Source organism: Subsaxibacter sp. CAU 1640 (assembly GCF_023156585.1).
Lineage (GTDB): Bacteria > Bacteroidota > Bacteroidia > Flavobacteriales > Flavobacteriaceae > JBPOFM01.
Genome location: NZ_JALNMI010000002.1, coordinates 88534 through 108860, shown reverse-complemented (window position 1 = coordinate 108860; position 20327 = coordinate 88534). Strand labels below are relative to the sequence as shown.

The following is a 20327-nucleotide window of genomic DNA, read 5'->3' as shown; positions in this document are numbered from 1 at the left end:
TTTGTAACAAAAAAGAATGTGATTCGTCGTAAAGATAGAAACGGGAATAACTAACCTGTTTTTAAAACTAATCATCAAATGACACAGGCAGATTTTGTAAATATAGTGATGCCTTTTAAAGATAAGGTATTTCGATTGGCAAAGCGATTGTTGGTTTCAAAAGAAGAAGCCGAGGACGCTACACAAGAGATACTGTTGAAATTGTGGAACAATCAGGAAAAGATTGAAGATTATAAGAATGTTGAGGCTTTTTCGATGACAATGACAAAGAATTTTTGTTTGGATCGACTAAAGTCAAAACAAGCTCAAAATCTGAAGATAGTTCACAGTAATTATCAGGACAACAACACGTCGTTACAAAAACAAGTAGAGTTGAATGATAGTGTGGATTGGGTTTCGAAAATAATTGAAGCGCTTCCTGAACAACAAAAAATAATATTGCAGCTCCGAGATATTGAGCAATACGAATTTGAAGAAATAGCAGAAATGCTTGAAATGAACCAAACAGCCATTCGTGTTGCGTTATCAAGAGCAAGAAAAACAATAAGAGAACAATTAACAAATACGCATAAGTATGGTATTAGATAGCAAACATATTGAAAGACTTTTGGAAAAGTACGACAATGGTGAGACCACGCTCAAAGAGGAGCAACAATTGAGAGAATATTTTGCTCAAGACACTATAGAACCTCATCTGGAACCTTACAAACCAATGTTTCAGTATTTCGCCAATACCAAACAGGAAACTTTTACCAAAGACGTTCCATTAAAAACCAAGAAACGTAGTTATATCTACCAATGGATTTCTGTCGCAGCTGTGATTGTCATTATGTTTGGAATTTTTATGCAGTTCAATAATCCAGCACCTAAAACTTTCAGTGATCTATCTGAAGAAGAACAGTTGGCTTATAACCAAGCAAAAGAAGCTATGGATTTATTGTCAACCAAGTTTAACCAAGGTACTTCTAACGCAAGTGTTTTGGGTATTGTTGGCACGCAATTTGACAAAGGTGCCGAAAAAGTGGAATATGTCAGTGAATTTTCAAAAACAACAAATAAGATTTTAAAGAAACCCAATAAAGAAAATAAAAACAAGTAATTAAACAATTAGAAATTATGAAGAAATTAGTAATCCTTTTAGCAATTATCATCGCTCCAGTAATGTCTTTTGGACAAAGTGTTTTCGATAAATACGAAGATATGGATGGTGTATCGTCTTTTGTATTGACTCAAAAAATGTTCAATATGCTGGCTACCATTAACATAGATATGGAAGACCCAGAAGATCAGGCCTTTTTGGATATGGCAAAGAAAATTACAGGGTTGAAAGTATATACAACAGGAAGTGAGAAAACTTCGGCAGATATGAATTCAACTGTAAAAACCTATTTGGCATCCTCAAAATTACAGGAGTTGATGCGTATGAAAGATGGCAATCAAACCGTAAACTTCTATGTGAAGGAAGGTAAAGATGAAAATCACGTAAAAGAATTATTGATGGTCATCAATGGTCTTAAAGAGTTGACCAAAGATGAAAACATCACTATCAATGGTAAAAAACGTGAGTTTGAAACGGTATTATTGTCGCTTACAGGTGATATCGATTTGAGACAAATCTCAAAAATGACTGACAAAATGAATGTGCCTGGAGGCGATCAATTGAACAAAGCCGGTAAAGGTAAAAAACAATAAATATGACCTCACTGACCAAGCATATTGTAGTACTGGTGGTTTTGGTTGCAACAATTTTCAGTTGCAACCAAAATCCATCTTTGCAAACTTATTTTGTTGACAATCAAGAAAAACCTAATTTTTTGTCGCTTGATGTTCCTGTATCGATGTTGAACATTGATCAAACAAAATTAACTGAAGATCAAAAGGAAGCTTACAATTCAGTTCAAAAATTGAATATGTTGGCTTACAGAAAAGATAGCGTTGCTACGGCTGATTATAAGGATGAATTATCTAAAGTGAAGACCATTCTAGATGACGACAAATATGAAGAATTGATGCGAGGCGGAAATTCCACAGATGGTAAATTTATGGTGAAATATGTGGGAGAGGATGATGACATTGATGAATTTATCCTGTTTGGAAGTTCCAATAATATGGGCTTTGCAGTTGTAAGGATTTTAGGAAACAATATGGAACCTCAAAAGTTAATGACCCTATCTTCTGTTTTAGATCAAAGCAATATAGATGACGGTCAGCTGAAACAAATTATCGATTTTTTCAAGTAACTTTAGATTACAAAAAAGGTTATTAAATCACTTGGAATCTTCTTCGGGTGATTTTTTTGTGTCTTCTTTAAAGAGGAAAAAATAGATATTTGCTACCACAAACGAAAAGCAGGAAAACAAAATCAATTTGACAATGATATAATCCAGGACATCTAAAATACCAGCAACAAAGAATGCCACGATAATGAATCCTGTAAACCAAACCATAAATTGATTTCTTGTAAAAGTCATTTTAAATTCCTGTGTAGTTACTTGGAGTTATTTGTTTCAGTTCAGATTTAATTTCGTCAGAAACATCAAGCGTTTCTATAAAATCCGACATTGTTTTTTGGTTGATTTTTTCATTGGTACGCGTTAATCCTTTCAAGGCTTCATACGGATTTGGATAGCCTTCACGACGCAAAATAGTCTGGATAGCTTCTGCCACCACTGCCCAATTGTTTTCAAGGTCTTCCGCAAATTTTGCTTCATTCAGAACCAATTTGTTCAATCCTTTTAAAGTAGATTTCAACCCAATAATTGTATGGGCAAACGGCACACCAACATTTCGAAGTACAGTACTGTCTGTCAAATCGCGCTGTAACCGCGAAATAGGTAATTTTGCTGACAAATGCTCAAAAAGCGCGTTGGCAATCCCAAGATTTCCTTCACTATTTTCAAAATCTATTGGGTTCACTTTATGAGGCATTGCTGAACTTCCTACTTCACCAGCTTTTATTTTTTGTTTAAAATAATCCATCGACACATAAGTCCAAATGTCTCTATCCAAATCAATGAGAATGGTGTTGATACGTTTTAAAGCATCAAACAATGCTGCCATATGATCATAATGTTCAATTTGAGTGGTAGGGAATGAATGTTGCAGACCTAATTTTTCTTGAACAAACTTGCTTCCAAAACTTTTCCAATCGATTTTAGGGTATGCAACATTGTGTGCATTAAAGTTCCCAGTTGCACCACCAAATTTAGCTGCACTGGGTATATCGTTCAACAAATTGAATTGCTCTTCAAGACGAACCACAAACACTTCTATCTCTTTGCCCAATCGAGTAGGAGAAGCTGGTTGTCCGTGAGTTCGTGCCAACATTGGGACGTTCTTCCATTCGATGATCAATTCTTTCAAGCGGTTCAAAATCACCAAATATTCAGGAACATAAACATCATTCATAGCTTCTTTGATACTCAAAGGAATCGCGGTATTGTTGATGTCTTGAGAGGTCAGTCCAAAATGAATAAACTCTTTGTATTTCGAAATATTGAGCACATCAAATTGTTCCTTGATGAAATATTCAACAGCTTTTACATCATGATTGGTAACTTTCTCAATATCCTTTATGTTCAGCGCATCTTCAGTTGAAAAGTTTCTGTAGATGTCTCTTAAGTTTTCAAATAAAGAAGTATCAAAGTCAGAAAGTTGAGGCAAAGGGATTTCGCACAATGCAATAAAATATTCAATTTCAACTAAAACTCTGTATTTGATTAAGGCCTCTTCCGAAAAGTAGGCTGCCAATTCGTTGACTTTACTTCTGTAGCGACCATCAATTGGTGAAATGGCATTAAGTGAAGATAAGGACATGGTTGTGTTGTTATTTTGAAAGACGCAAAGATAACAAAGAAAGTTAGAAGTGGGAAGCCAAGAGACAGAAGATTAATGACTAAATTCATTATATTTAAGTCAAAATTAGTCATGATGAAAAACGTTTTCTTTCTGTTCTTTTTCGGCTCAACATTAGGTGTTTTTTCACAATCTTTCAAAAAATCTGAACCTTTTACACATACTTATTCCATAGTTGCAAGAGATTCTGTGACAGGTGAAATTGGCGTGGCTGTTCAAAGTCATTGGTTCAGTGTAGGCAGTGTGGTAACCTATGGAAAAGCTGGTGTTGGAGTTGTGGCAACGCAATCATTGGTCAATCCAAGTTATGGACCAAAAGGTTTGTCGTTGATGGAACAAGGTTTGTCTCCAAAGCAAGCTTTGGATGCATTGCTGGCAAACGATTCAGGCGAAATGTACCGTCAAGTAGCATTTATGAATGCTAATGGGGAAGTGTCAACGCATACAGGAAGTTTATGTATTGCAGAATCAGGTCATAAAAAAGGTAAAAATTTTTCCGTTCAGGCAAATATGATGCTCAGCAACACAGTTTGGGATGCTATGGCTAAAGCATTTGAGTCTACCAAAGGAAGCTTAAGCGAACGTATTTTGGCAGCATTAAAAGCAGCTGAAGGAGAGAAAGGAGACATTAGAGGCAAACAATCTGCAGCAATTCTTATTGTAAAAGGAAAGGCAACAGGAAATTCTTGGGAAGATACCATAATGGATTTAAGAGTTGAGGATAGTAATGATCCTATTGCAGAATTAGAACGTCTCATTAAAATTCACAGAGCTTATGACTTTATGAACCAAGGTGATTTGGCTATGGAAAAAGGTGATTCCAAAATGGCTGAAGAACTTTATTTGAAAGCCCAAACATTATTTCCAGAAAACTTGGAAATGCAATATTGGTATGCTATAAATCTATTGAATAACAAAGACTTCGAAAGAGCAAAACCGATTCTAACTTCTATTTTTAAGAAAGATAAAAATTGGAAAACTTTAACTTCGAGATTGGTGAAAAGCAACTTGTTGAACATTTCTGAAAAAGATTTGGAAGCAGTTATGAAGCTTTAATTTTTTTCAAGATATGTTTTGCTCTGGCCTTAAAACCCGAACTTTGCATTTGGAAGTCACGCTCTAAAATAATTGCCAGTTCAGGATGAATCCAATCAATATCTTGTCCGAAGAGATACAACGTATTCATTGAGTAAGCTTTCGGAGCTATTTTTTCGTCGTTGATCATCCAGTCAAAACACGCTTCCACAATTTTTTCTTTATGCTTCGTCTTTAATGCGTGCTTAATTGAATTGTCTTCTTTTGAATAATAAGCTTTTGAAATGTATTCACAAATTTTAGCAACTGGTCTCACAGCAGGATCAAGATGCACTTTATGAATATTGTCAGTAAAAGTATCTAGATGAGGAATGATTTCTTCAAGTTTTTCCCCACACATAAATTCAAAAACCCAAGCGGCTCGGCAAGACACTTTATCATCTACCATAAATAAAATTTCCAGTAGCTTTGGAATCAAATCTGGCTGACCTATCATCAAATTGGCATATTTCAAACGGTTTGCACGAGAATGGTCAACATAATTTAATTCTTGGTACAATTGGTCAGTTGTCATCACTTTTTTCTATTTTTAGACATAAAACTAATCAAAAGTGAAAATTTTAAAAAAAATACTTCTTGTTTTGCTGATCATTTTTGTGGTTGCTCAATTTTTTAGACCAGAAAAAAATCAAGGTGATTTGGCATCCATAGATAGTTTTTATGCAGACACAAATCCGCCAGAAAATGTAAAGCTGATTCTCAAGGAGAGTTGCAATGATTGCCATAGTGACGTTACAAGATATCCTTGGTATAGTCAGATAACTCCAGTAAATTATTGGATGGCAGAACATATTGAAGACGGTAAAAAGCATTTCAATATCTCAAACTGGAATGATAATTCAATAAAGCGTAAAGACCACAAGTTTGATGAATTGATAGAGATGGTTGAAGAGCGTGAAATGCCTTTGCCCTCCTATACTTGGGGGCATCCTGAAGCAAAGCTATCTGACGAACAAATAAAATCAGTGATAGATTGGGCGAAAAAAGTCCGTTTGAAATACAGTTTAGAGGAGAAACCGCAATAATCAACTAAATTTCAAATTCCTGTTTAAGGTACTACTGAAAAAAAATAATTTGTGAATTCGTGACAAAAAAATCCCTCTTAATTATCGGTCACGTCTGGCCAGAACCTAAAAGTTCTGCGGCTGGTAGCCGGATGATGCAGCTTGTTCAAGCATTTAGAAGTCAAGACTATCATATCACATTTGCAAGCACAAGTGCTAAAAACGAAAATGCCATTGATTTGAAAAGCATTCAAATTGATGAAATGTCTATTGAATTGAACAATGCTAGTTTTGATGATTTTATCAAAAAGCTGAATCCAACAATCGTGCTATTTGACCGATTTATGGTAGAAGAGCAGTTCGGTTGGCGTGTTTCAGAACATTGTCCAGATGCCATAAAGATTTTAGATACAGAAGATTTACATTGCTTGAGAAAGGGTAGGGAACAAGCTCTAAAAGATGATGAATCGTTCGATGTCAATTATCTTTTCAACGATACCGCAAAGCGCGAGATAGCGAGTATCTATCGCTGCGATTTGAGTTTGATTATTTCAGAAGTGGAGATGAGTATTCTCAAATATCAATTTAAGGTCAATGAACAGCTGCTTTACTACTTGCCGTTTTTGATTGAAAGTGTATCGCCCGAAACCATCAGAAACCTCCCAAAATTTAAGGATAGACAGCATATGATGGTCATTGGTAATTTTTTGCATGCACCCAATTATGATGCTGTTTTGTATTTAAAGGAAAAAATTTGGCCCTTGATTCGTAAGAAGTTGAAGATGGTAGAACTACACGTATATGGCGCCTATGCATCAGAAAAAGTGAATCAACTTCACAACGAAAAGGAAGGTTTTTTGGTGAAAGGTTTTACGGAAGATGTCAATGTGGCTATGCAGGAGGCAAGATTATGCTTGGCACCATTGCGTTTTGGTGCTGGGTTAAAAGGGAAATTGATAGATGCGATGGCCAATGGTACGCCTTGTGTGATGACGTCTTTAGCTGCTGAAGGTATGTTTGGTACATTTGAACCTAACGGTTTTATTGAAGATGATGCCAAACAATTTGCCAACAAAGCCATAGAACTTTACAATGATAAAATTTTCTGGAATGGTTTGCACAAAAACGGATTTTTGGTCTTGAATGCTCGATTTGACAAACAACTTTACATTGCCGATTTCTTCTTGCATCTTTCAACGTTGACAAATAACCTTAAAACATTGCGTTTACAGAATTTTACTGGGATGATGCTCCAACACCATTCTTTGCAAAGCACCAAGTTTATGAGTAAATGGATAGAGGAGAAAAATTCTAAATCCGACTCAAATTAATTTGGGACCAAGTGAAAATTAATAGGGAATTCGAAGCTTATTTTCATAGCTTTGCAGCCTTAAAATTCTATTATGATTTCAGTTGATAATTTGGCCGTTGAGTTTGGTGGACAAACCTTGTTCAGTGATGTTTCTTTCACTATCAATCCCAACGACAAAATCGCCTTGATGGGCAAAAATGGCGCGGGAAAATCCACAATGATGAAGATCATTGCTGGCGAACAAAAAGCCACCAGAGGCAATGTTCGTTTTCCAAAAGATGCAGTCATTGCTTATTTGCCGCAACATTTGTTGACTGAAGATAACTGCACGGTATTCGAAGAAGCCTCCAAGGCATTTGCGCATGTTTTCGCCATGCGTGATGAAATGGAAGCTCTGAACAAACAGTTGGAAACCCGAACAGATTACGAATCTGATGAGTATATGAATATCATCACCAAAGTGTCAGATTTAGGTGAAAAATATTATGCGCTTGAAGACATCAACTATGATGCTGAAGTTGAAAAAGCCTTACGTGGATTAGGCTTTAAGCGTGAGGATTTTACAAGACAGACCAGCGAATTTAGCGGTGGCTACCGAATGCGAATCGAGTTGGCGAAAATATTGTTGCAAAAACCTGATTTGATACTTCTGGATGAGCCTACCAACCACATTGACATCGAATCTGTAATTTGGCTCGAAGATTTTTTAATCAACAAGGCAAATGCCGTTATGGTCATTTCGCACGACAAAGCATTTATCGATAATATTACCAACCGCACTATTGAAGTGACGATGGGTCGCATTTACGATTACAAAGCAAACTATTCACATTATTTGCAATTGCGTGAAGATAGAAGAGCCCATCAAATCAAGGCTTACAATGAACAACAGAAATTCATTGCCGACAATATGGCGTTCATCGAGCGATTCAAAGGCACTTATTCCAAGACTAATCAAGTGAATTCCCGAGAGCGTATGTTGGAAAAACTCGAAATCATCGAAATTGATGAAATCGATACTTCTGCTTTAAAACTTCGTTTTCCACCTGCGCAGCGATCAGGAGATTATCCTGTGACCGTGAAAGATTTATCCAAATCATATGGTGACAAGGTTGTCTTTAAAAACGCCAATATGTCCATTTCCCGTGGCGAAAAAGTGTCATTTGTGGGCCGAAATGGTGAAGGAAAATCTACGATGATTAAGGCTATTATGGGTGAAATTGATGTAGAAGGTCATTGCGCATTGGGCCACAACGTGAAAGTCGGTTATTTTGCACAAAATCAAGCCTCTTTATTGGATGAAGGCTTAACTATTTTTCAAACGGTTGATGAAGTTGCCGAAGGCGATATTCGAACCCAAATCAAGAATATTTTGGGGCGTTTTATGTTCAAAGGTGATGATATCGACAAAAAAGTAAGTGTGCTTTCTGGAGGTGAAAAGACACGTTTGGCGATGGTCAAATTGCTTTTGGAACCCGTTAATTTGTTAATTCTCGATGAGCCTACCAACCATTTGGATTTGAAATCGAAAGATGTGTTGAAAGAAGCACTAATGGATTTTGATGGCACTTTGATTTTGGTATCTCACGACCGAGATTTCCTCCAAGGATTATCGCAAAAAGTGTTTGAATTCAAGGACCAACGCGTCATTGAACATTATGAAACCATTGATGATTTCTTGGCACGTAATAGGATGGAACATTTACGGGAAATCAATCTGAATAAATAATCAAGATGTAATCAGAGAGATTACTTTTCTCATTCCAACGGTTGCACTTTCAGCAATGACGTTGAGGTTGCCTTTGCTCTGCATACTTGGTTTTGGGTCGATAAAATAAATAGGAATATCTTTTGGCACGTAATGAATCAGCCCAGCTGCTGGATAGACTTGCATAGACGTACCGATAATCAGCAAAATATCGGCAGTTTCACAGACTTCTGCTGCTTTTTCAATCATTGGTACGGCTTCCCCAAACCAAACAATGTGCGGTCGCAATTGATGACCTTTCGGGCAGACATCACCTAAATTGATGTCCATTTTGCAGTCATAAAACTCTTCGTCATTGATGATGCTTCGCGACTTTAGAAGTTCGCCGTGAAGGTGGGTCACATCACTACTGCCAGCACGTTCGTGCAAATCATCCACATTTTGGGTGATGATGGACACCTTAAATTCATTTTCCAAAGCTGCCAAATCATAATGCGCCGAATTAGGTTCCACTTCAAACAATTGCCTACGCCGTTGATTGTAAAACTCCAACACCAAAGTAGGGTTTGCCAAAAAACCTTCTGGTGTGGCAACTTCCATCACATCGTGGCCTTCCCAAAGTCCATCCGCATCCCGAAATGTTTTGATGCCACTTTCGGCACTTATTCCTGCTCCTGTGAGCACTACTAGGTGTTTTTTCATTATTGATAAGAATTTAATAGCCACAAATTCACGAATAATTTGATTAAACCCACGAAAAAACATTAGTGTATTCGTGGCAAAACTTACTATGCATCCTTTGTCAAGAATAGGATTTCAGTTTATAAATTTACTAATTTTGAATTATGGTAGACATTAAGCTTTTGGAATATTTGGAGAGTTTCCTGACGGAATCTCGAAAGGAAAAGTACTTACAGGTATTATCGCAGCGTACCAAGCATTTTACGGTTGCTACGGAAGATGTTTATCAATTGCACAACACGAGTGCTGTTATCAGGTCTTGCGATGTTTTTGGGATTCAAGAAATCAATATCATTGAGGAACGCAACAGAAAACGCATTGATAGAGAAATTGCGATGGGTGCTCAAAAATGGGTCGATTTGAATCGGTATCATTCGGCCAAGGAATGTCTATCTGATTTAAAATCCAAAGGATACCAAATTGTGGCTGCAACGCCTCATCGCAATGACTGCCTGCTTCAAGATTTTGACGTTACCAAAAAGTCCTGTTTTTTCTTCGGACGAGAGCGAGAAGGCCTTTCTGAAGAAGTGTTGGACAATGCTGACTGTTTTTTAAAAATTCCAATGGCTGGTTTTACCGAAAGTTTGAACATTTCTGTTTCTGCAGCGATTGTTCTGCAGCACGTTACAGCAAAATTGAAGGCTTCAGATATTAAATGGCAACTTTCTGAAGAAGAGATGCTTCAAAAACGAATGGATTGGGTAAGAAATTCGCTAAAGAGTTATGATGATATCATCAAACGATTTTATAATCAATAGAATTATCACTAAATTAGAATCACTAACCAACAAAATTGTTTATTATGCTGACTTTCATTTATATTCTAGCTTCAATCATTGTATTGATTATTGTTCTTGCCCTGATTGCTCCTAAAAAATATCACGTAAACAGAAGTATAGTGATCCAAAAGCCGCTTCCTGAAGTGTACCACTATTTAAAATTCATCAAAAATCAGGATCATTGGTCGCCGTGGAAAAAGAAAGATCCGAATATGAAGCAAACCACAGTTGGCGTTGATGGTGAAATTGGATTCATCAACAAATGGGAAGGTAACAAGGATGTTGGTTCGGGCGAACAAGAATTGACTAGACTCGTGGAAAATCAGATAGTGGAAAGTCAACTACGCTTTTTTAAACCTTGGAAATCGCAATCGGATGCTTATATCAAAGTCCATAAAGTTGATGAGGATTCTACGGAAGTTGTTTGGGGATTTTCGGGTGTCAATCAAATGCCTTCGAATATTTTCTTTTTGTTTTTCAATATGGATAAAACAGTCGGAAAAGATTTTGAAGAAGGACTTGAAAGCTTAAAGACAATTTTGGAAAACAGGTAATTTCAAGATTCTAACCTCGATTTCGGCTCAAAACCTTATACTCTTCGTAACATTCGTTGATAGCATCTAGTATTTGAAGGTCATTTGCAGTTTCAATGAAATCTTTGGAATAGTTACATTGGCTTACAATCTCATCCAAATCGACTTTATCAACCTGAAGTAAAACCATAAGCATTTCTCTGTCAAAACGTGTTGCCAACAGATTTCTGATTTCATCATCCTGTTTCATCTGACGTAGTTTGCGCATCTCTTTAGGCTTTTTGCCAAAAATATTGTGCAATAAATCAGCCGGATTAAAAATGGAGCCAAGCACTTTGGTCAATCCTTGTTTAGAGTTATTTCCTGATTCATAACCAGCAGTTGATAAACCAGAAATGCTGTAACGGTAATTGGTTTTGATAGGCACTTGCGCAATATCTACCTCCAAATATCCTGTAAGTTTGAGTTGTTTCACCACTACTTCTTCCAGCGCGAGCGCAAGCTCTGTCATTTCAATTTTGACATCACCAAATTTCAACCAGTCATTGGTGACTTTAACCTTGATGGATTTATAACCCAAATATGAAAAGTGTAAAGTGTCATTGGCCTTTGCACGAATTTCAAATTGTCCATTTTCATCTGAAGAAGTTCCTTTTACCAGATTAAGATTGACAATATTTACGCTTTCAAGAGGTTGCGTTGTGGTTGTACTGATGACAGTTCCTTTCACAGTTATCTCCTCTTCCTGCGAAAAACAAAGGGAAGCGGTTAATAAAAATGATAAAAGTAAAAGTAGGTGTCTCATACGGTAAAATTAACCATAAAAATAACAATCAAAACGTAAAAACATTTCAAACCTTACAATTTTGACTAAATATTAACTTTCGTTAGAGCTGTTAGCCATTGGTTTTGCCCTTTGGCAAACCGCTTACCATAGTTATCTGTGCCTTTGATCCTTTAAAATCAAGAATCCTTGCGTCTTGAACGTCGTGGAGGCGTAAAGCTTGGTCCAACAGGCTTATAATCGCCCATTGCACGTCTTTGCTTTCTGTTTAAATCTTTATTGTCGCTGGTTTTGGAGCTTCTAGGTTTTGAATCATCAGAACTTCTGCGACTTCTTTTATTGTCTCTTGAATCATTTGAAGAACTTCTGTCATTTGATGAGCGTCTCTCTTTTCTTGGTTTAAAATCACCATCCGAAGAACGTCTGCCACCAGAACGTCTTTTACTTCGACTTGTTCCACGACCTTTATCTTCGCTCACTTCAACATTTACAAAACGACCATTGTGTTTATAATCATTAAAAAATGATAACACTTTTTCTTGAAGTTCATTGTCGGTATTGAAAAATGAAAAACTATCCTTAACATCAACTTTGAAAACATCGTCTCTTCCCAACTCAAGAATATCTCTCAAGAAATCTTTTAGGCTCATCCAATCGTAACCATCTTTTTTACCAACATTGATAAAATAACGAGTTGAATTATCATTGCTGCTGTAATCACGTCCTCGGTCAGAATCATTGCTTCTTGAATCTGATACATTCAGGTTTTGCGTTTTTTGGTAATAATTATAGAAACGCGTGAATTCGACCGAAAAGAATTTTTTAATCAATTCTTCTTTCGAAGTATCTTCAAAAAGTTCGTTGATACTCGTTAGATATTTGTCAATTTCGTGATTGATTTCTGTATTATGAACTTTATTTGCCAAAGACATCAACTGAACTTCACAGATTTCCATTCCGTCTGGAATATCTTTCTTGATAAATTCTTTCTTGATGATGCGTTCGATGCTCTTGATTTTTCTCAACTCACTTTTGGAAACAATCACCATTGAAACACCAGTTTTACCTGCACGACCTGTACGACCAGACCTGTGCGTATAGGTTTCAATTTCATCTGGCAATTGGTAATTGATAACGTGTGTAATGTCATCAACGTCTATTCCACGTGCCGCAACGTCTGTTGCTACCAACATCTGAATTTGATTCTTACGGAACGCATTCATCACCAAATCACGTTGGTTTTGGCTCAAATCGCCGTGAAGTGCGCCAGCGCTGTAGCCATCTTCAATCAATTGTTCTGCAACTTTTTGAGTGTCTCTTTTTGTACGACAGAAAATCACCGAAAAAATATCAGGATTTGCATCTGCAAGACGTTTCAACGCTGCATATCTATCACGAGAGTTAACAAGATAGTATTCGTGAGAAACCTGTTTGGTACTTTCATTTTTATTTCCAACAGTAATTTCAACTGGAGAATGCATAAATTTTTTCGCAATCGAAGCTACTTCTTTTGGCATCGTAGCTGAAAACAACCAGGTATTTTTGTCTTGAGGTGAATGCGAAAGGATGTCAGTGATATCCTCATAGAATCCCATATTCAACATCTCATCAGCTTCATCTAAAACTGCATATTCTATTTTGGAAATATCCACCAAATTTCGGTTGATCATATCCTTCATACGTCCTGGAGTTGCAACAACAATCTGTGCTCCTCTTTTCAATTCTCTAGATTGTTCATTGATACTTGCGCCACCATAAACCGCAACCACATTTAAACCTTTGCAATATTTTCCGTAGAGCTTTAGTTCGTTGGCGATTTGTAAACAAAGTTCGCGGGTAGGAGACAGGATTAAGCCTTGAGTAGTTCTGCTATCAATATTGATTTTTTGAAGCATTGGAAAACCAAAGGCAGCCGTTTTTCCGGTTCCGGTTTGTGCCAATGCCACCAAATCTGTGTCATCTTCGAGTAAAATTGGGATTGCTTGTACTTGAACGGCGCTTGGAGATTCAAATCCTAAATCATTAATAGCGCTCAATAGGTCTTCATTGAGACCCAAATTTTGGAATGTGCTCATTCGTTTTAATAAGTATTCGATTATGTTATCAGTGTTACAACAGAAGCGAATCGACATACTTAAACCTAAACTTCTCGTAACACATCCTCACCTTGAGGAATTTAGCTCAAAATTTTCATTCTGAATTTCAAGCGGCAAATGTAATCAATAATTAACAATAAATGATGAATAATCTAGAATTTTTAAATGGTAGAGTTTTCTATATTTCACTAGGATTTAGACGCGAATTGTGAAATGTTCTTTTGCTTGTTCGGTTCTGAAAAAGACAAATCCCCAAAAAAACGTGTCGATTGTAACAGTCACTTGCGGATGGTTTTTAATGCTGTTCCAAGCTTCTGTCATCCCTTTAGACCAATGAATATCATCAAAAATAAAGACAGAATCATTGTGTGCATTCGGAAGCAATTGTTGAAAATATTCAATTGTCGCGTCCTTATCGTGATGACCATCAATAAAAACCAAATCGAATTTGTTGTGTTTAAAATCCTGCAATGCACTTGAAAATACATCATTTACTATCTGAACATTGTTGATGTTCAATTTCTTAAATTTATCAGACGTAAATCTTGAAATTTCGGGACAGCCTTCAATGCTTATGATTGAAGCATTTTGATTCCCCAAGGCCATTGAATAAGTTCCAATGCCTAAAGAAGTGCCTAATTCAATAGCATTATTCACATTCAAATACCTCGTCAACCTGAAAAGTAATTTGGATCTTTTATGTGATGTTCCAGATGTTTTGGCAATATCTTTAATTTGTCTTTTATTTGATGAAAACACCTTTGAACCTGAACCAAAATCTTTTATTTCAATAATTTGAGAATCGGATAATAAAGATTTTCGGTAAGAGTGTAGCTGATTATATTCTGGATAAAATGTTCTGTCATAGAAACATTTGGTAATCAAATCGAATACAAAAGGTGAATGGACCGCGTGCTCATTTTTGGAATGCCAGAGAAATTTTATGTATTCAATGATTTGAAACATATTCAAAATTCAGAGTTCAAAATTCAGGGTTCAGAGTCCATTTTTTCCAAAAGCTAGAATCATTCTTCCATTTTTTCCGAAAGCTCAAACCATCGTGATTCCTTGGTTGCGATGTCGTCGAGAATGATCTGCAATTCTTCTGATAATTTATTTATTTGTTCTTGAGATAAAGATGTGTCATTAAACTTTGCTTCCATTGCTTTTTTATCCAACTCTAGTGATCTAATCTTGCTTTCCAACGACTTCAGTTCCTTTTGTTCGTTATACGATAGTTTGCTTGCTTCATTCTGTTTAATGCTGGCAGATTCCGTATTTTCGGTTTTTGAGGATTCAAGAGAAGGCACTGATGCTTCGTAGTCTCTGTAATCGGTGTAGTTTCCGGGAAAATCTTCAACTTCGCCTTCGCCTTTAAACACAAAGAGATGATCAACGATTTTATCCATAAAATAGCGATCGTGCGACACTACCAATAGACATCCTGGAAAATCCAAAAGAAATTCTTCCAAGACGTTTAAAGTTACAATATCTAAATCGTTCGTAGGTTCATCAAGAATCAAGAAGTTTGGATTTTGAATGAGAACAGTACATAGATACAAGCGTTTTTGTTCTCCACCGCTTAATTTTTCAACATAATCGTATTGCTTTTTTCTGTCAAATAAAAAGCGTTCCAATAACTGTCCTGCGCTGATTTGTCTTCCTTTTGTCAACGGAATAAACTCACCAAATTCCTTGATAACCTCAATGACCTTTTGGCCGGGTTTTACCTCAATGCCAGACTGCGTATAGTAGCCAAATTTTACGGTATCACCAATGACAATCTTGCCAGAATCTGGAGTCAGGTTTTTAGTGAGCATATTTAAAAAAGTAGATTTTCCTGTGCCGTTTTTACCTATAATTCCAATACGTTCACCTCGTTTAAATACGTATTCGAATTTGTTGAGTATCGTTTTTTCGCCAAAAGATTTAGAAACATTGTGGAATTCTACAATCTTGCTGCCCAAACGTTCCATATTCAACTCTAACTGAACTTGATGGTCTTTGCGTCGTTGATGTGCTTTTTCTTTGATGACGTGAAAATCATCAATGCGAGATTTAGACTTGGTAGTTCTCGCCTTTGGTTGGCGACGCATCCATTCCAGTTCTTTTTTGTAAAGTTGTTTTGCCTTTCCAGTTTCTACAGTTTCATTGGCAATTCGTGCCTCTTTATTTTCTAGATAATAAGAATAATTTCCTTTGTAGCTGTAAAGTTTTCCGTGGTCTAATTCGATGATTTCATTGCATACACGTTCCAAAAAATACCTGTCGTGCGTTACCATAAAAAGTGTTAGCTGCGATTTTGCAAAATAACTTTCCAGCCATTCAATCATCTCCAAATCGAGGTGGTTGGTTGGCTCATCAAGAATCAAGAGATCGGGATTATTGATAAGTGCCTTTGCAAGTGCCAAGCGTTTCTTTTGGCCACCAGACATTGTTTTTATCTTTTGGTCCAAATTTTCTAACTTCAGCTGAAACAAAATCTGTTTGTACTGAACTTCAAAATCCCAGGCATTTTGGATATCCATTTGCTCAAAAGCCTTTTGATAAGCTTCCTGATCTTCAGGATGCAAAAGCGCTTTTTCATAGTTTTCAATTACCTTTAAAATAGGCAAATCAGAATTGAAAATAGTTTGCTCAATGGACAATTCTTCCTCAAAATCTGGAGATTGAGGCAAGAAAGAGAGTCTTAATCCGTTTCTTATGATGACTTGACCGTCATCGGGTACATCATCTCCCGATAAAATATTGAGAATGGAGGTTTTACCACTACCGTTTTTGGCTACAAATGCAATCTTATCATCCTTATGGATGCTGAATGACAAGTCTTTGAAGAGCTGCAATTCTCCATAAGATTTGGAAATATTTTCAACGGTTAGATAATTCACGGGATTGTTTTTTTGCAAATAACGTGATTTTTTGGTTTAAGGGATATAATTGATTAATGAATGGTTTATAGTTGATGGGGTGAGTTTAGTAAAAAAAATAATATAAATTTTGATATTGATAGTGATACGTTATATTTGTGCTTCAACAAGAGCACTCCGTATGAATAGAGTTTTATTGGTCATTGGTTTGATTTTCATCAGTTTTATGACCTCCTGCATTCCCCATAAGGATATTGTTTATTTGCAAAACAAAGATATGGCGACCGACTCACTGCAGGTCATGGTTGAAAAGCAAAAGCCATATCGTATTCAGATTAATGATATATTGAATATAAGGATAAAAGTGTTGGATCAGGAGAATGTGACTATTTTTAATCCTATCGGTGAAGGGAGTTTGAACGCTAGTGCTTCTGAGCGCGCTTATTTTGATGGTTTCACTGTTGACGCTCACGGAAATATCCGAATACCAGAGTTAGGGTATGTTAATGTACTCGGGTTTACAGCGGAAGAAGTTGAGAACCAGATAAAGGAGAAACTTCTGGAAGAACAATTTAAAGAGACTGCCAATATATTTATTACCGTTAAGCTTGCGGGATTGCGTTACACTGCAACCGGTGAAGTGGGGAGTCCTGGTAGTAAAGTTTTGTTTCAAGAACGTGTCAATATTTTTGAAGCTATTGCAAATTCTGGCGAAATCGAAATAACAGGTGATAGAAAGGATATATTGATTGTTCGACAGTATCCACAAGGTCAGCAGATACATCATTTAGATTTAACTGACATGAGTGTTATGAATTCACCGTATTATTATATCCAACCAAATGATATGATTTATGTTAAGCCTTTAAAGCAGAAAACGTGGGGAACAGGAACCACAGGAAGGGAAACTCTAACTACTGTTATTTCAGCTTTGTCTTTAGTTACCACTACGCTTTTACTCATTAACCGCTTGTAAAAAGAATATTAAAAAAATGCCTGAATTAGAGTATAGTGAACAAGATCGAAATGAGCCAAGAGGTACCACCTTTGATTTTAGGGGCTACTTGTTCAAAGTATTAAACTGGTGGAAGTTTGTGCTGATTTGTGTCGGTTTGGCTTTGGTCATAGCTTATTTAATCAATGTTCGAAAACAAAATATTTACAAGTTGAGCTCATTGATTTCAGTGGAAAGTGACCAAAATCCGTTTTTTACATCCAATACAAGTATTTCCTTTAACTGGGGAGGTGTTTCCGGTAAGGTAGGGAAAGTGCTTACCACTGTAAAAACAAGAACACATAATGAGCTAGTGGTTGATTCTCTAGAGTATTATGTGGAATATTTAAAAGAAGGTAAATATCGTAAAGAGGACATCTATAAAAAAGCTCCTTTTGAAATTATCCTGGATAAGACCAAAGGTCAAATTTTAAATCATCCGATTGGTATTCGTATCCTAAACGAACAACAGTTTGAAATTACCATTCTATTTGAAAATGAAAGTTACAGTGTGCAAAGTTATGCCAATAAAGAAAAATACAATGTCATTACTTCAATTGGTGAGTTCAAACGCAAGTTTATTTTTGGGCAGAGTATTGATTTACCTTTTTTTCATGGGACAATTAAAAGACGACTCGAGCAACCCTTGATATCAGACGATCAGTTTTATTTTCAATTTCTTAATTATGATACCGTTGTAAATCAATATCAGACAGGGGTTTCTATTTCGCCCTTCAATGGGAATTCCTCCTCTGTTTTGGAATTAAGTTTAGCAGGGAGCAACAAATCAAAGATTGTTGACTATTTGAATGCTACTTCTGCTATTTTGAGCCGTACAGAGTTGGAGCGTAAAAACCTCTATGCTACAAATACCATAAATTTTATTGATAGTAGTTTGGCGGCAGTCAATGCCAATTTAAAGGATGTCACCGATGAAATGAACCAATTCCGAAAAGAAAATAAGTTGTTTGATATTACTTCTGAAATGGCACAAATATCAGAGAAGCTAAAGGCTTATGATTTAAACAAAGAAGAAGAAAAGATGAAGCTCAATTATCTAAATTCTTTGGAAACTTATTTGAGGACCAAAACGGATTATACCAAAATTGCTGCACCGACGTCTGTAGGCATTTCTGAAAGCAATATTCTGAACAGTGTAGGTAAAATTACAGCGCTTGCAATTGAACGTCAATCTAAAGAATATACGGTTAAGGAAGGAAATATTCTTTTTAAAGATATCGACAGACAAATTGATGCGGAAAAAAATGTACTGTTAGAAACAATTACCACAACTAAACAAACAATCAGCAGTAATCTTAACAATATTAACATGAATATTGCTAGGCTTGAGGCTGAATTAGGCAAATTGCCAGAAGATCAACAGGAGTACTTGAAAATCCAGCGAAAGATGGATTTAAGTCAAGAAGCTTATAATATTTACCTCGCCAAACGCGGAGAAGCTGCTATTGTAAAAGCCGCCAATGTTAGTGACATTACCACTATTGACGAGGCTAAAGATATTGGAGGTGGTTTGATAGGACCTAATAAAAGCCTCAATTATATGATGGCATTAATGGTGGGATTTTTTAGTCCTATGTTTTTTATTTTTGTGATTTTTCTGCTGGATAATACCATTCACGGTTCAGATGAAATAGAGCGTTTGTCGAGCATTCCTATTTTGGGATTGATTGGAAAGTACAATTACAAAAATAATTTGGTGGTTTTTGAAAAGCCAAAGTCAGCAGTGGCTGAATCCTTTAGATCGATTCGTTCAAGTTTACAATTTATCTTTAAAAAACAAGGAAAAGAAGACAAAGGCAAAACTCTATTGATAACATCTTCCGTAAGTGGTGAAGGAAAAACTTTTTCCTCAATTAACATTTCAACAGTTTATGCTTTGTCTGGGAAGAAAACAATTTTACTGGGGCTTGATTTGAGGAAACCAAAAATATTTGATGATTTTCAAATCACTAATGATAAGGGAATGGTCAATTATCTCATCGGTGAAAGTACTTTAGATGAGGTGCGAACTCATACCTTTATTGAAAACCTCGATGTTATTCCATCAGGTCCAGTACCACCCAACCCTTCGGAACTCTTAATGTCTGACCAATTGAAACTACTTATTGAGCAGCTTCGTGATAGTTATGATATGATAGTTCTTGATACACCACCTCTTGGACTCGTAACAGATGCTTTGGAGTTAACACAATATGCAGATGCTACTATTTTTATGGTTAGATTAGATTACACCAAGAAAGGAATGTTATCCCTCATCAATGCTAAATATAGGGCAGGAGAGGTCAAGAACATCAGTTTTGTGCTCAACTTCTATAAGCACAAAACCAATCATAATTATGGCTACGGTTATGGCTACGGTTATGGCTACGGTTATGGCTATGGCACGTATGGGAATGCCTACCATGAAGGCAATGGGAAACGCTCACTTTGGGAGCGGGTGAAGAAAGTTTTGAGAAATTAAAGAAAAGTAGCTTATCAATTAAAGTTGTTAAGTTTTTATTTATCTGTCCATCGAAATTATAATTTATTGTTTAATCT

At 36.3% G+C, this 20327-nt stretch carries 20 protein-coding genes; 12 read left to right on the top strand and 8 right to left on the bottom strand.

Annotated features, from left to right (window positions below):
• Nucleotides 1-78 precede the first annotated feature (78 nt).
• The 4 genes from M0G43_RS05035 to M0G43_RS05020 are packed head-to-tail and all read left to right on the top strand — an operon-like array spanning nt 79 to nt 2240.
• Nucleotides 79-588 (top strand): RNA polymerase sigma factor, encoded by a 510-nt coding sequence (locus M0G43_RS05035; protein WP_248024037.1) that lies wholly within the window; start codon nt 79-81, stop codon nt 586-588.
• On the top strand, nt 575-1099 hold the full coding sequence (locus tag M0G43_RS05030; protein WP_248024035.1) for a hypothetical protein: 525 nt from the start codon (nt 575-577) through the stop codon (nt 1097-1099). Before M0G43_RS05035 ends, M0G43_RS05030 begins: the two co-directional genes overlap by 14 nt.
• Nucleotides 1100-1116: 17 nt before the next feature.
• Entirely contained in the window at nt 1117-1692 is a 576-nt protein-coding gene (locus M0G43_RS05025) for a DUF4252 domain-containing protein (protein ID WP_248024033.1), read from the top strand.
• A gap of 2 nt (nt 1693-1694) precedes the next feature.
• Nucleotides 1695-2240: a DUF4252 domain-containing protein gene (locus tag M0G43_RS05020; RefSeq protein WP_248024030.1), complete on the top strand. Its 546-nt coding sequence runs from the start codon at nt 1695-1697 to the stop codon at nt 2238-2240.
• A 27-nt stretch (nt 2241-2267) separates the two neighbouring features.
• On the opposite strand, the gene M0G43_RS05015 is transcribed toward M0G43_RS05020, so the two are convergent.
• Both M0G43_RS05015 and purB read right to left on the bottom strand, forming a co-directional pair.
• The gene (locus tag M0G43_RS05015; protein WP_248024029.1) at nt 2268-2471 is read right to left on the bottom strand and encodes a hypothetical protein; all 204 of its coding nucleotides are present in this window, start codon (nt 2469-2471) and stop codon (nt 2268-2270) included.
• A gap of 1 nt (nt 2472) precedes the next feature.
• A complete protein-coding gene (gene purB, locus M0G43_RS05010) occupies nt 2473-3816 on the bottom strand; it encodes an adenylosuccinate lyase (protein ID WP_248024027.1) in 1344 nt (447 codons plus the stop codon).
• 114 nt (nt 3817-3930) lie between these two features.
• Here purB and M0G43_RS05005 point away from each other — a divergent pair, with 114 nt between their 5' ends.
• The gene (locus M0G43_RS05005) at nt 3931-4911 is read left to right on the top strand and encodes a DUF1028 domain-containing protein (RefSeq protein ID WP_248024025.1); all 981 of its coding nucleotides are present in this window, start codon (nt 3931-3933) and stop codon (nt 4909-4911) included.
• Here the strand turns inward: M0G43_RS05005 and M0G43_RS05000 are convergent.
• Nucleotides 4898-5464, bottom strand: coding sequence for an adenylosuccinate lyase (locus tag M0G43_RS05000; RefSeq protein WP_248024785.1), 567 nt, complete (start codon nt 5462-5464; stop codon nt 4898-4900). The two genes, M0G43_RS05005 and M0G43_RS05000, sit on opposite strands and share 14 nt — an antisense overlap.
• A 37-nt stretch (nt 5465-5501) precedes the next feature.
• Between M0G43_RS05000 and M0G43_RS04995 the strand changes: the two genes are divergently transcribed.
• From M0G43_RS04995 to M0G43_RS04985, 3 genes are all read left to right on the top strand, one after another.
• Nucleotides 5502-5975: a heme-binding domain-containing protein gene (locus M0G43_RS04995; RefSeq protein ID WP_248024024.1), complete on the top strand. Its 474-nt coding sequence runs from the start codon at nt 5502-5504 to the stop codon at nt 5973-5975.
• 59 nt (nt 5976-6034) lie between these two features.
• The gene (locus M0G43_RS04990) at nt 6035-7285 is read left to right on the top strand and encodes a glycosyltransferase (protein WP_248024022.1); all 1251 of its coding nucleotides are present in this window, start codon (nt 6035-6037) and stop codon (nt 7283-7285) included.
• A gap of 72 nt (nt 7286-7357) precedes the next feature.
• Nucleotides 7358-8995: an ABC-F family ATP-binding cassette domain-containing protein gene (locus tag M0G43_RS04985; protein WP_248024020.1), complete on the top strand. Its 1638-nt coding sequence runs from the start codon at nt 7358-7360 to the stop codon at nt 8993-8995.
• Here M0G43_RS04985 and M0G43_RS04980 read toward each other — a convergent pair whose 3' ends face one another.
• Nucleotides 8996-9676 (bottom strand): SIR2 family NAD-dependent protein deacylase, encoded by a 681-nt coding sequence (locus M0G43_RS04980; protein ID WP_248024017.1) that lies wholly within the window; start codon nt 9674-9676, stop codon nt 8996-8998.
• Between the two features lie 143 nt (nt 9677-9819).
• On the opposite strand from M0G43_RS04980, the gene M0G43_RS04975 reads away from it, so the two are divergent.
• Together M0G43_RS04975 and M0G43_RS04970 are read left to right on the top strand one after the other, a co-directional pair.
• The gene (locus M0G43_RS04975) at nt 9820-10473 is read left to right on the top strand and encodes a TrmH family RNA methyltransferase (RefSeq protein ID WP_248024015.1); all 654 of its coding nucleotides are present in this window, start codon (nt 9820-9822) and stop codon (nt 10471-10473) included.
• A 44-nt stretch (nt 10474-10517) separates the two neighbouring features.
• Nucleotides 10518-11048: an SRPBCC family protein gene (locus tag M0G43_RS04970; protein WP_248024012.1), complete on the top strand. Its 531-nt coding sequence runs from the start codon at nt 10518-10520 to the stop codon at nt 11046-11048.
• A gap of 10 nt (nt 11049-11058) precedes the next feature.
• On the opposite strand, the gene M0G43_RS04965 is transcribed toward M0G43_RS04970, so the two are convergent.
• The 4 genes from M0G43_RS04965 to M0G43_RS04950 form a co-directional block, all read right to left on the bottom strand.
• Nucleotides 11059-11832: a carboxypeptidase-like regulatory domain-containing protein gene (locus M0G43_RS04965; RefSeq protein ID WP_248024009.1), complete on the bottom strand. Its 774-nt coding sequence runs from the start codon at nt 11830-11832 to the stop codon at nt 11059-11061.
• Between the two features lie 158 nt (nt 11833-11990).
• Entirely contained in the window at nt 11991-13886 is a 1896-nt protein-coding gene (locus tag M0G43_RS04960) for a DEAD/DEAH box helicase (RefSeq protein ID WP_248024006.1), read from the bottom strand.
• Nucleotides 13887-14102: 216 nt separating this feature from the next.
• Nucleotides 14103-14873 (bottom strand): O-methyltransferase, encoded by a 771-nt coding sequence (locus tag M0G43_RS04955; protein ID WP_248024004.1) that lies wholly within the window; start codon nt 14871-14873, stop codon nt 14103-14105.
• A gap of 59 nt (nt 14874-14932) precedes the next feature.
• A complete protein-coding gene (locus M0G43_RS04950) occupies nt 14933-16795 on the bottom strand; it encodes an ABC-F family ATP-binding cassette domain-containing protein (RefSeq protein ID WP_248024002.1) in 1863 nt (620 codons plus the stop codon).
• A 160-nt stretch (nt 16796-16955) separates the two neighbouring features.
• On the opposite strand from M0G43_RS04950, the gene M0G43_RS04945 reads away from it, so the two are divergent.
• Complete coding sequence (locus M0G43_RS04945; protein WP_248024000.1) at nt 16956-17750, top strand: polysaccharide biosynthesis/export family protein; 795 nt, start codon at nt 16956-16958, stop codon at nt 17748-17750.
• A gap of 16 nt (nt 17751-17766) precedes the next feature.
• Nucleotides 17767-20250 (top strand): polysaccharide biosynthesis tyrosine autokinase, encoded by a 2484-nt coding sequence (locus M0G43_RS04940; RefSeq protein WP_248023998.1) that lies wholly within the window; start codon nt 17767-17769, stop codon nt 20248-20250.
• Nucleotides 20251-20327: the final 77 nt, after the last annotated feature.

Excerpts from the sequence above, each read along its gene's own strand:
- M0G43_RS04980 (WP_248024017.1), bottom strand. The coding sequence starts at position 9,676 with ATGAAAAAACACCTAGTAGTGCTCACAGGAGCAGGAATAAGTGCCGAA.
- purB (WP_248024027.1), bottom strand. The coding sequence starts at position 3,816 with ATGTCCTTATCTTCACTTAATGCCATTTCACCAATTGATGGTCGCTAC.
- M0G43_RS04985 (WP_248024020.1), top strand. The coding sequence starts at position 7,358 with ATGATTTCAGTTGATAATTTGGCCGTTGAGTTTGGTGGACAAACCTTG.
- M0G43_RS05000 (WP_248024785.1), bottom strand. The coding sequence starts at position 5,464 with ATGACAACTGACCAATTGTACCAAGAATTAAATTATGTTGACCATTCT.
- M0G43_RS04970 (WP_248024012.1), top strand. The coding sequence starts at position 10,518 with ATGCTGACTTTCATTTATATTCTAGCTTCAATCATTGTATTGATTATT.
- M0G43_RS05005 (WP_248024025.1), top strand. The coding sequence starts at position 3,931 with ATGAAAAACGTTTTCTTTCTGTTCTTTTTCGGCTCAACATTAGGTGTT.
- M0G43_RS05030 (WP_248024035.1), top strand. The coding sequence starts at position 575 with ATGGTATTAGATAGCAAACATATTGAAAGACTTTTGGAAAAGTACGAC.
- M0G43_RS04965 (WP_248024009.1), bottom strand. The coding sequence starts at position 11,832 with ATGAGACACCTACTTTTACTTTTATCATTTTTATTAACCGCTTCCCTT.
- M0G43_RS05035 (WP_248024037.1), top strand. The coding sequence starts at position 79 with ATGACACAGGCAGATTTTGTAAATATAGTGATGCCTTTTAAAGATAAG.
- M0G43_RS05015 (WP_248024029.1), bottom strand. The coding sequence starts at position 2,471 with ATGACTTTTACAAGAAATCAATTTATGGTTTGGTTTACAGGATTCATT.
- M0G43_RS04960 (WP_248024006.1), bottom strand. The coding sequence starts at position 13,886 with ATGAGCACATTCCAAAATTTGGGTCTCAATGAAGACCTATTGAGCGCT.
- M0G43_RS04940 (WP_248023998.1), top strand. The coding sequence starts at position 17,767 with ATGCCTGAATTAGAGTATAGTGAACAAGATCGAAATGAGCCAAGAGGT.
- M0G43_RS04945 (WP_248024000.1), top strand. The coding sequence starts at position 16,956 with ATGAATAGAGTTTTATTGGTCATTGGTTTGATTTTCATCAGTTTTATG.
- M0G43_RS05025 (WP_248024033.1), top strand. The coding sequence starts at position 1,117 with ATGAAGAAATTAGTAATCCTTTTAGCAATTATCATCGCTCCAGTAATG.
- M0G43_RS04955 (WP_248024004.1), bottom strand. The coding sequence starts at position 14,873 with ATGTTTCAAATCATTGAATACATAAAATTTCTCTGGCATTCCAAAAAT.
- M0G43_RS05020 (WP_248024030.1), top strand. The coding sequence starts at position 1,695 with ATGACCTCACTGACCAAGCATATTGTAGTACTGGTGGTTTTGGTTGCA.
- M0G43_RS04975 (WP_248024015.1), top strand. The coding sequence starts at position 9,820 with ATGGTAGACATTAAGCTTTTGGAATATTTGGAGAGTTTCCTGACGGAA.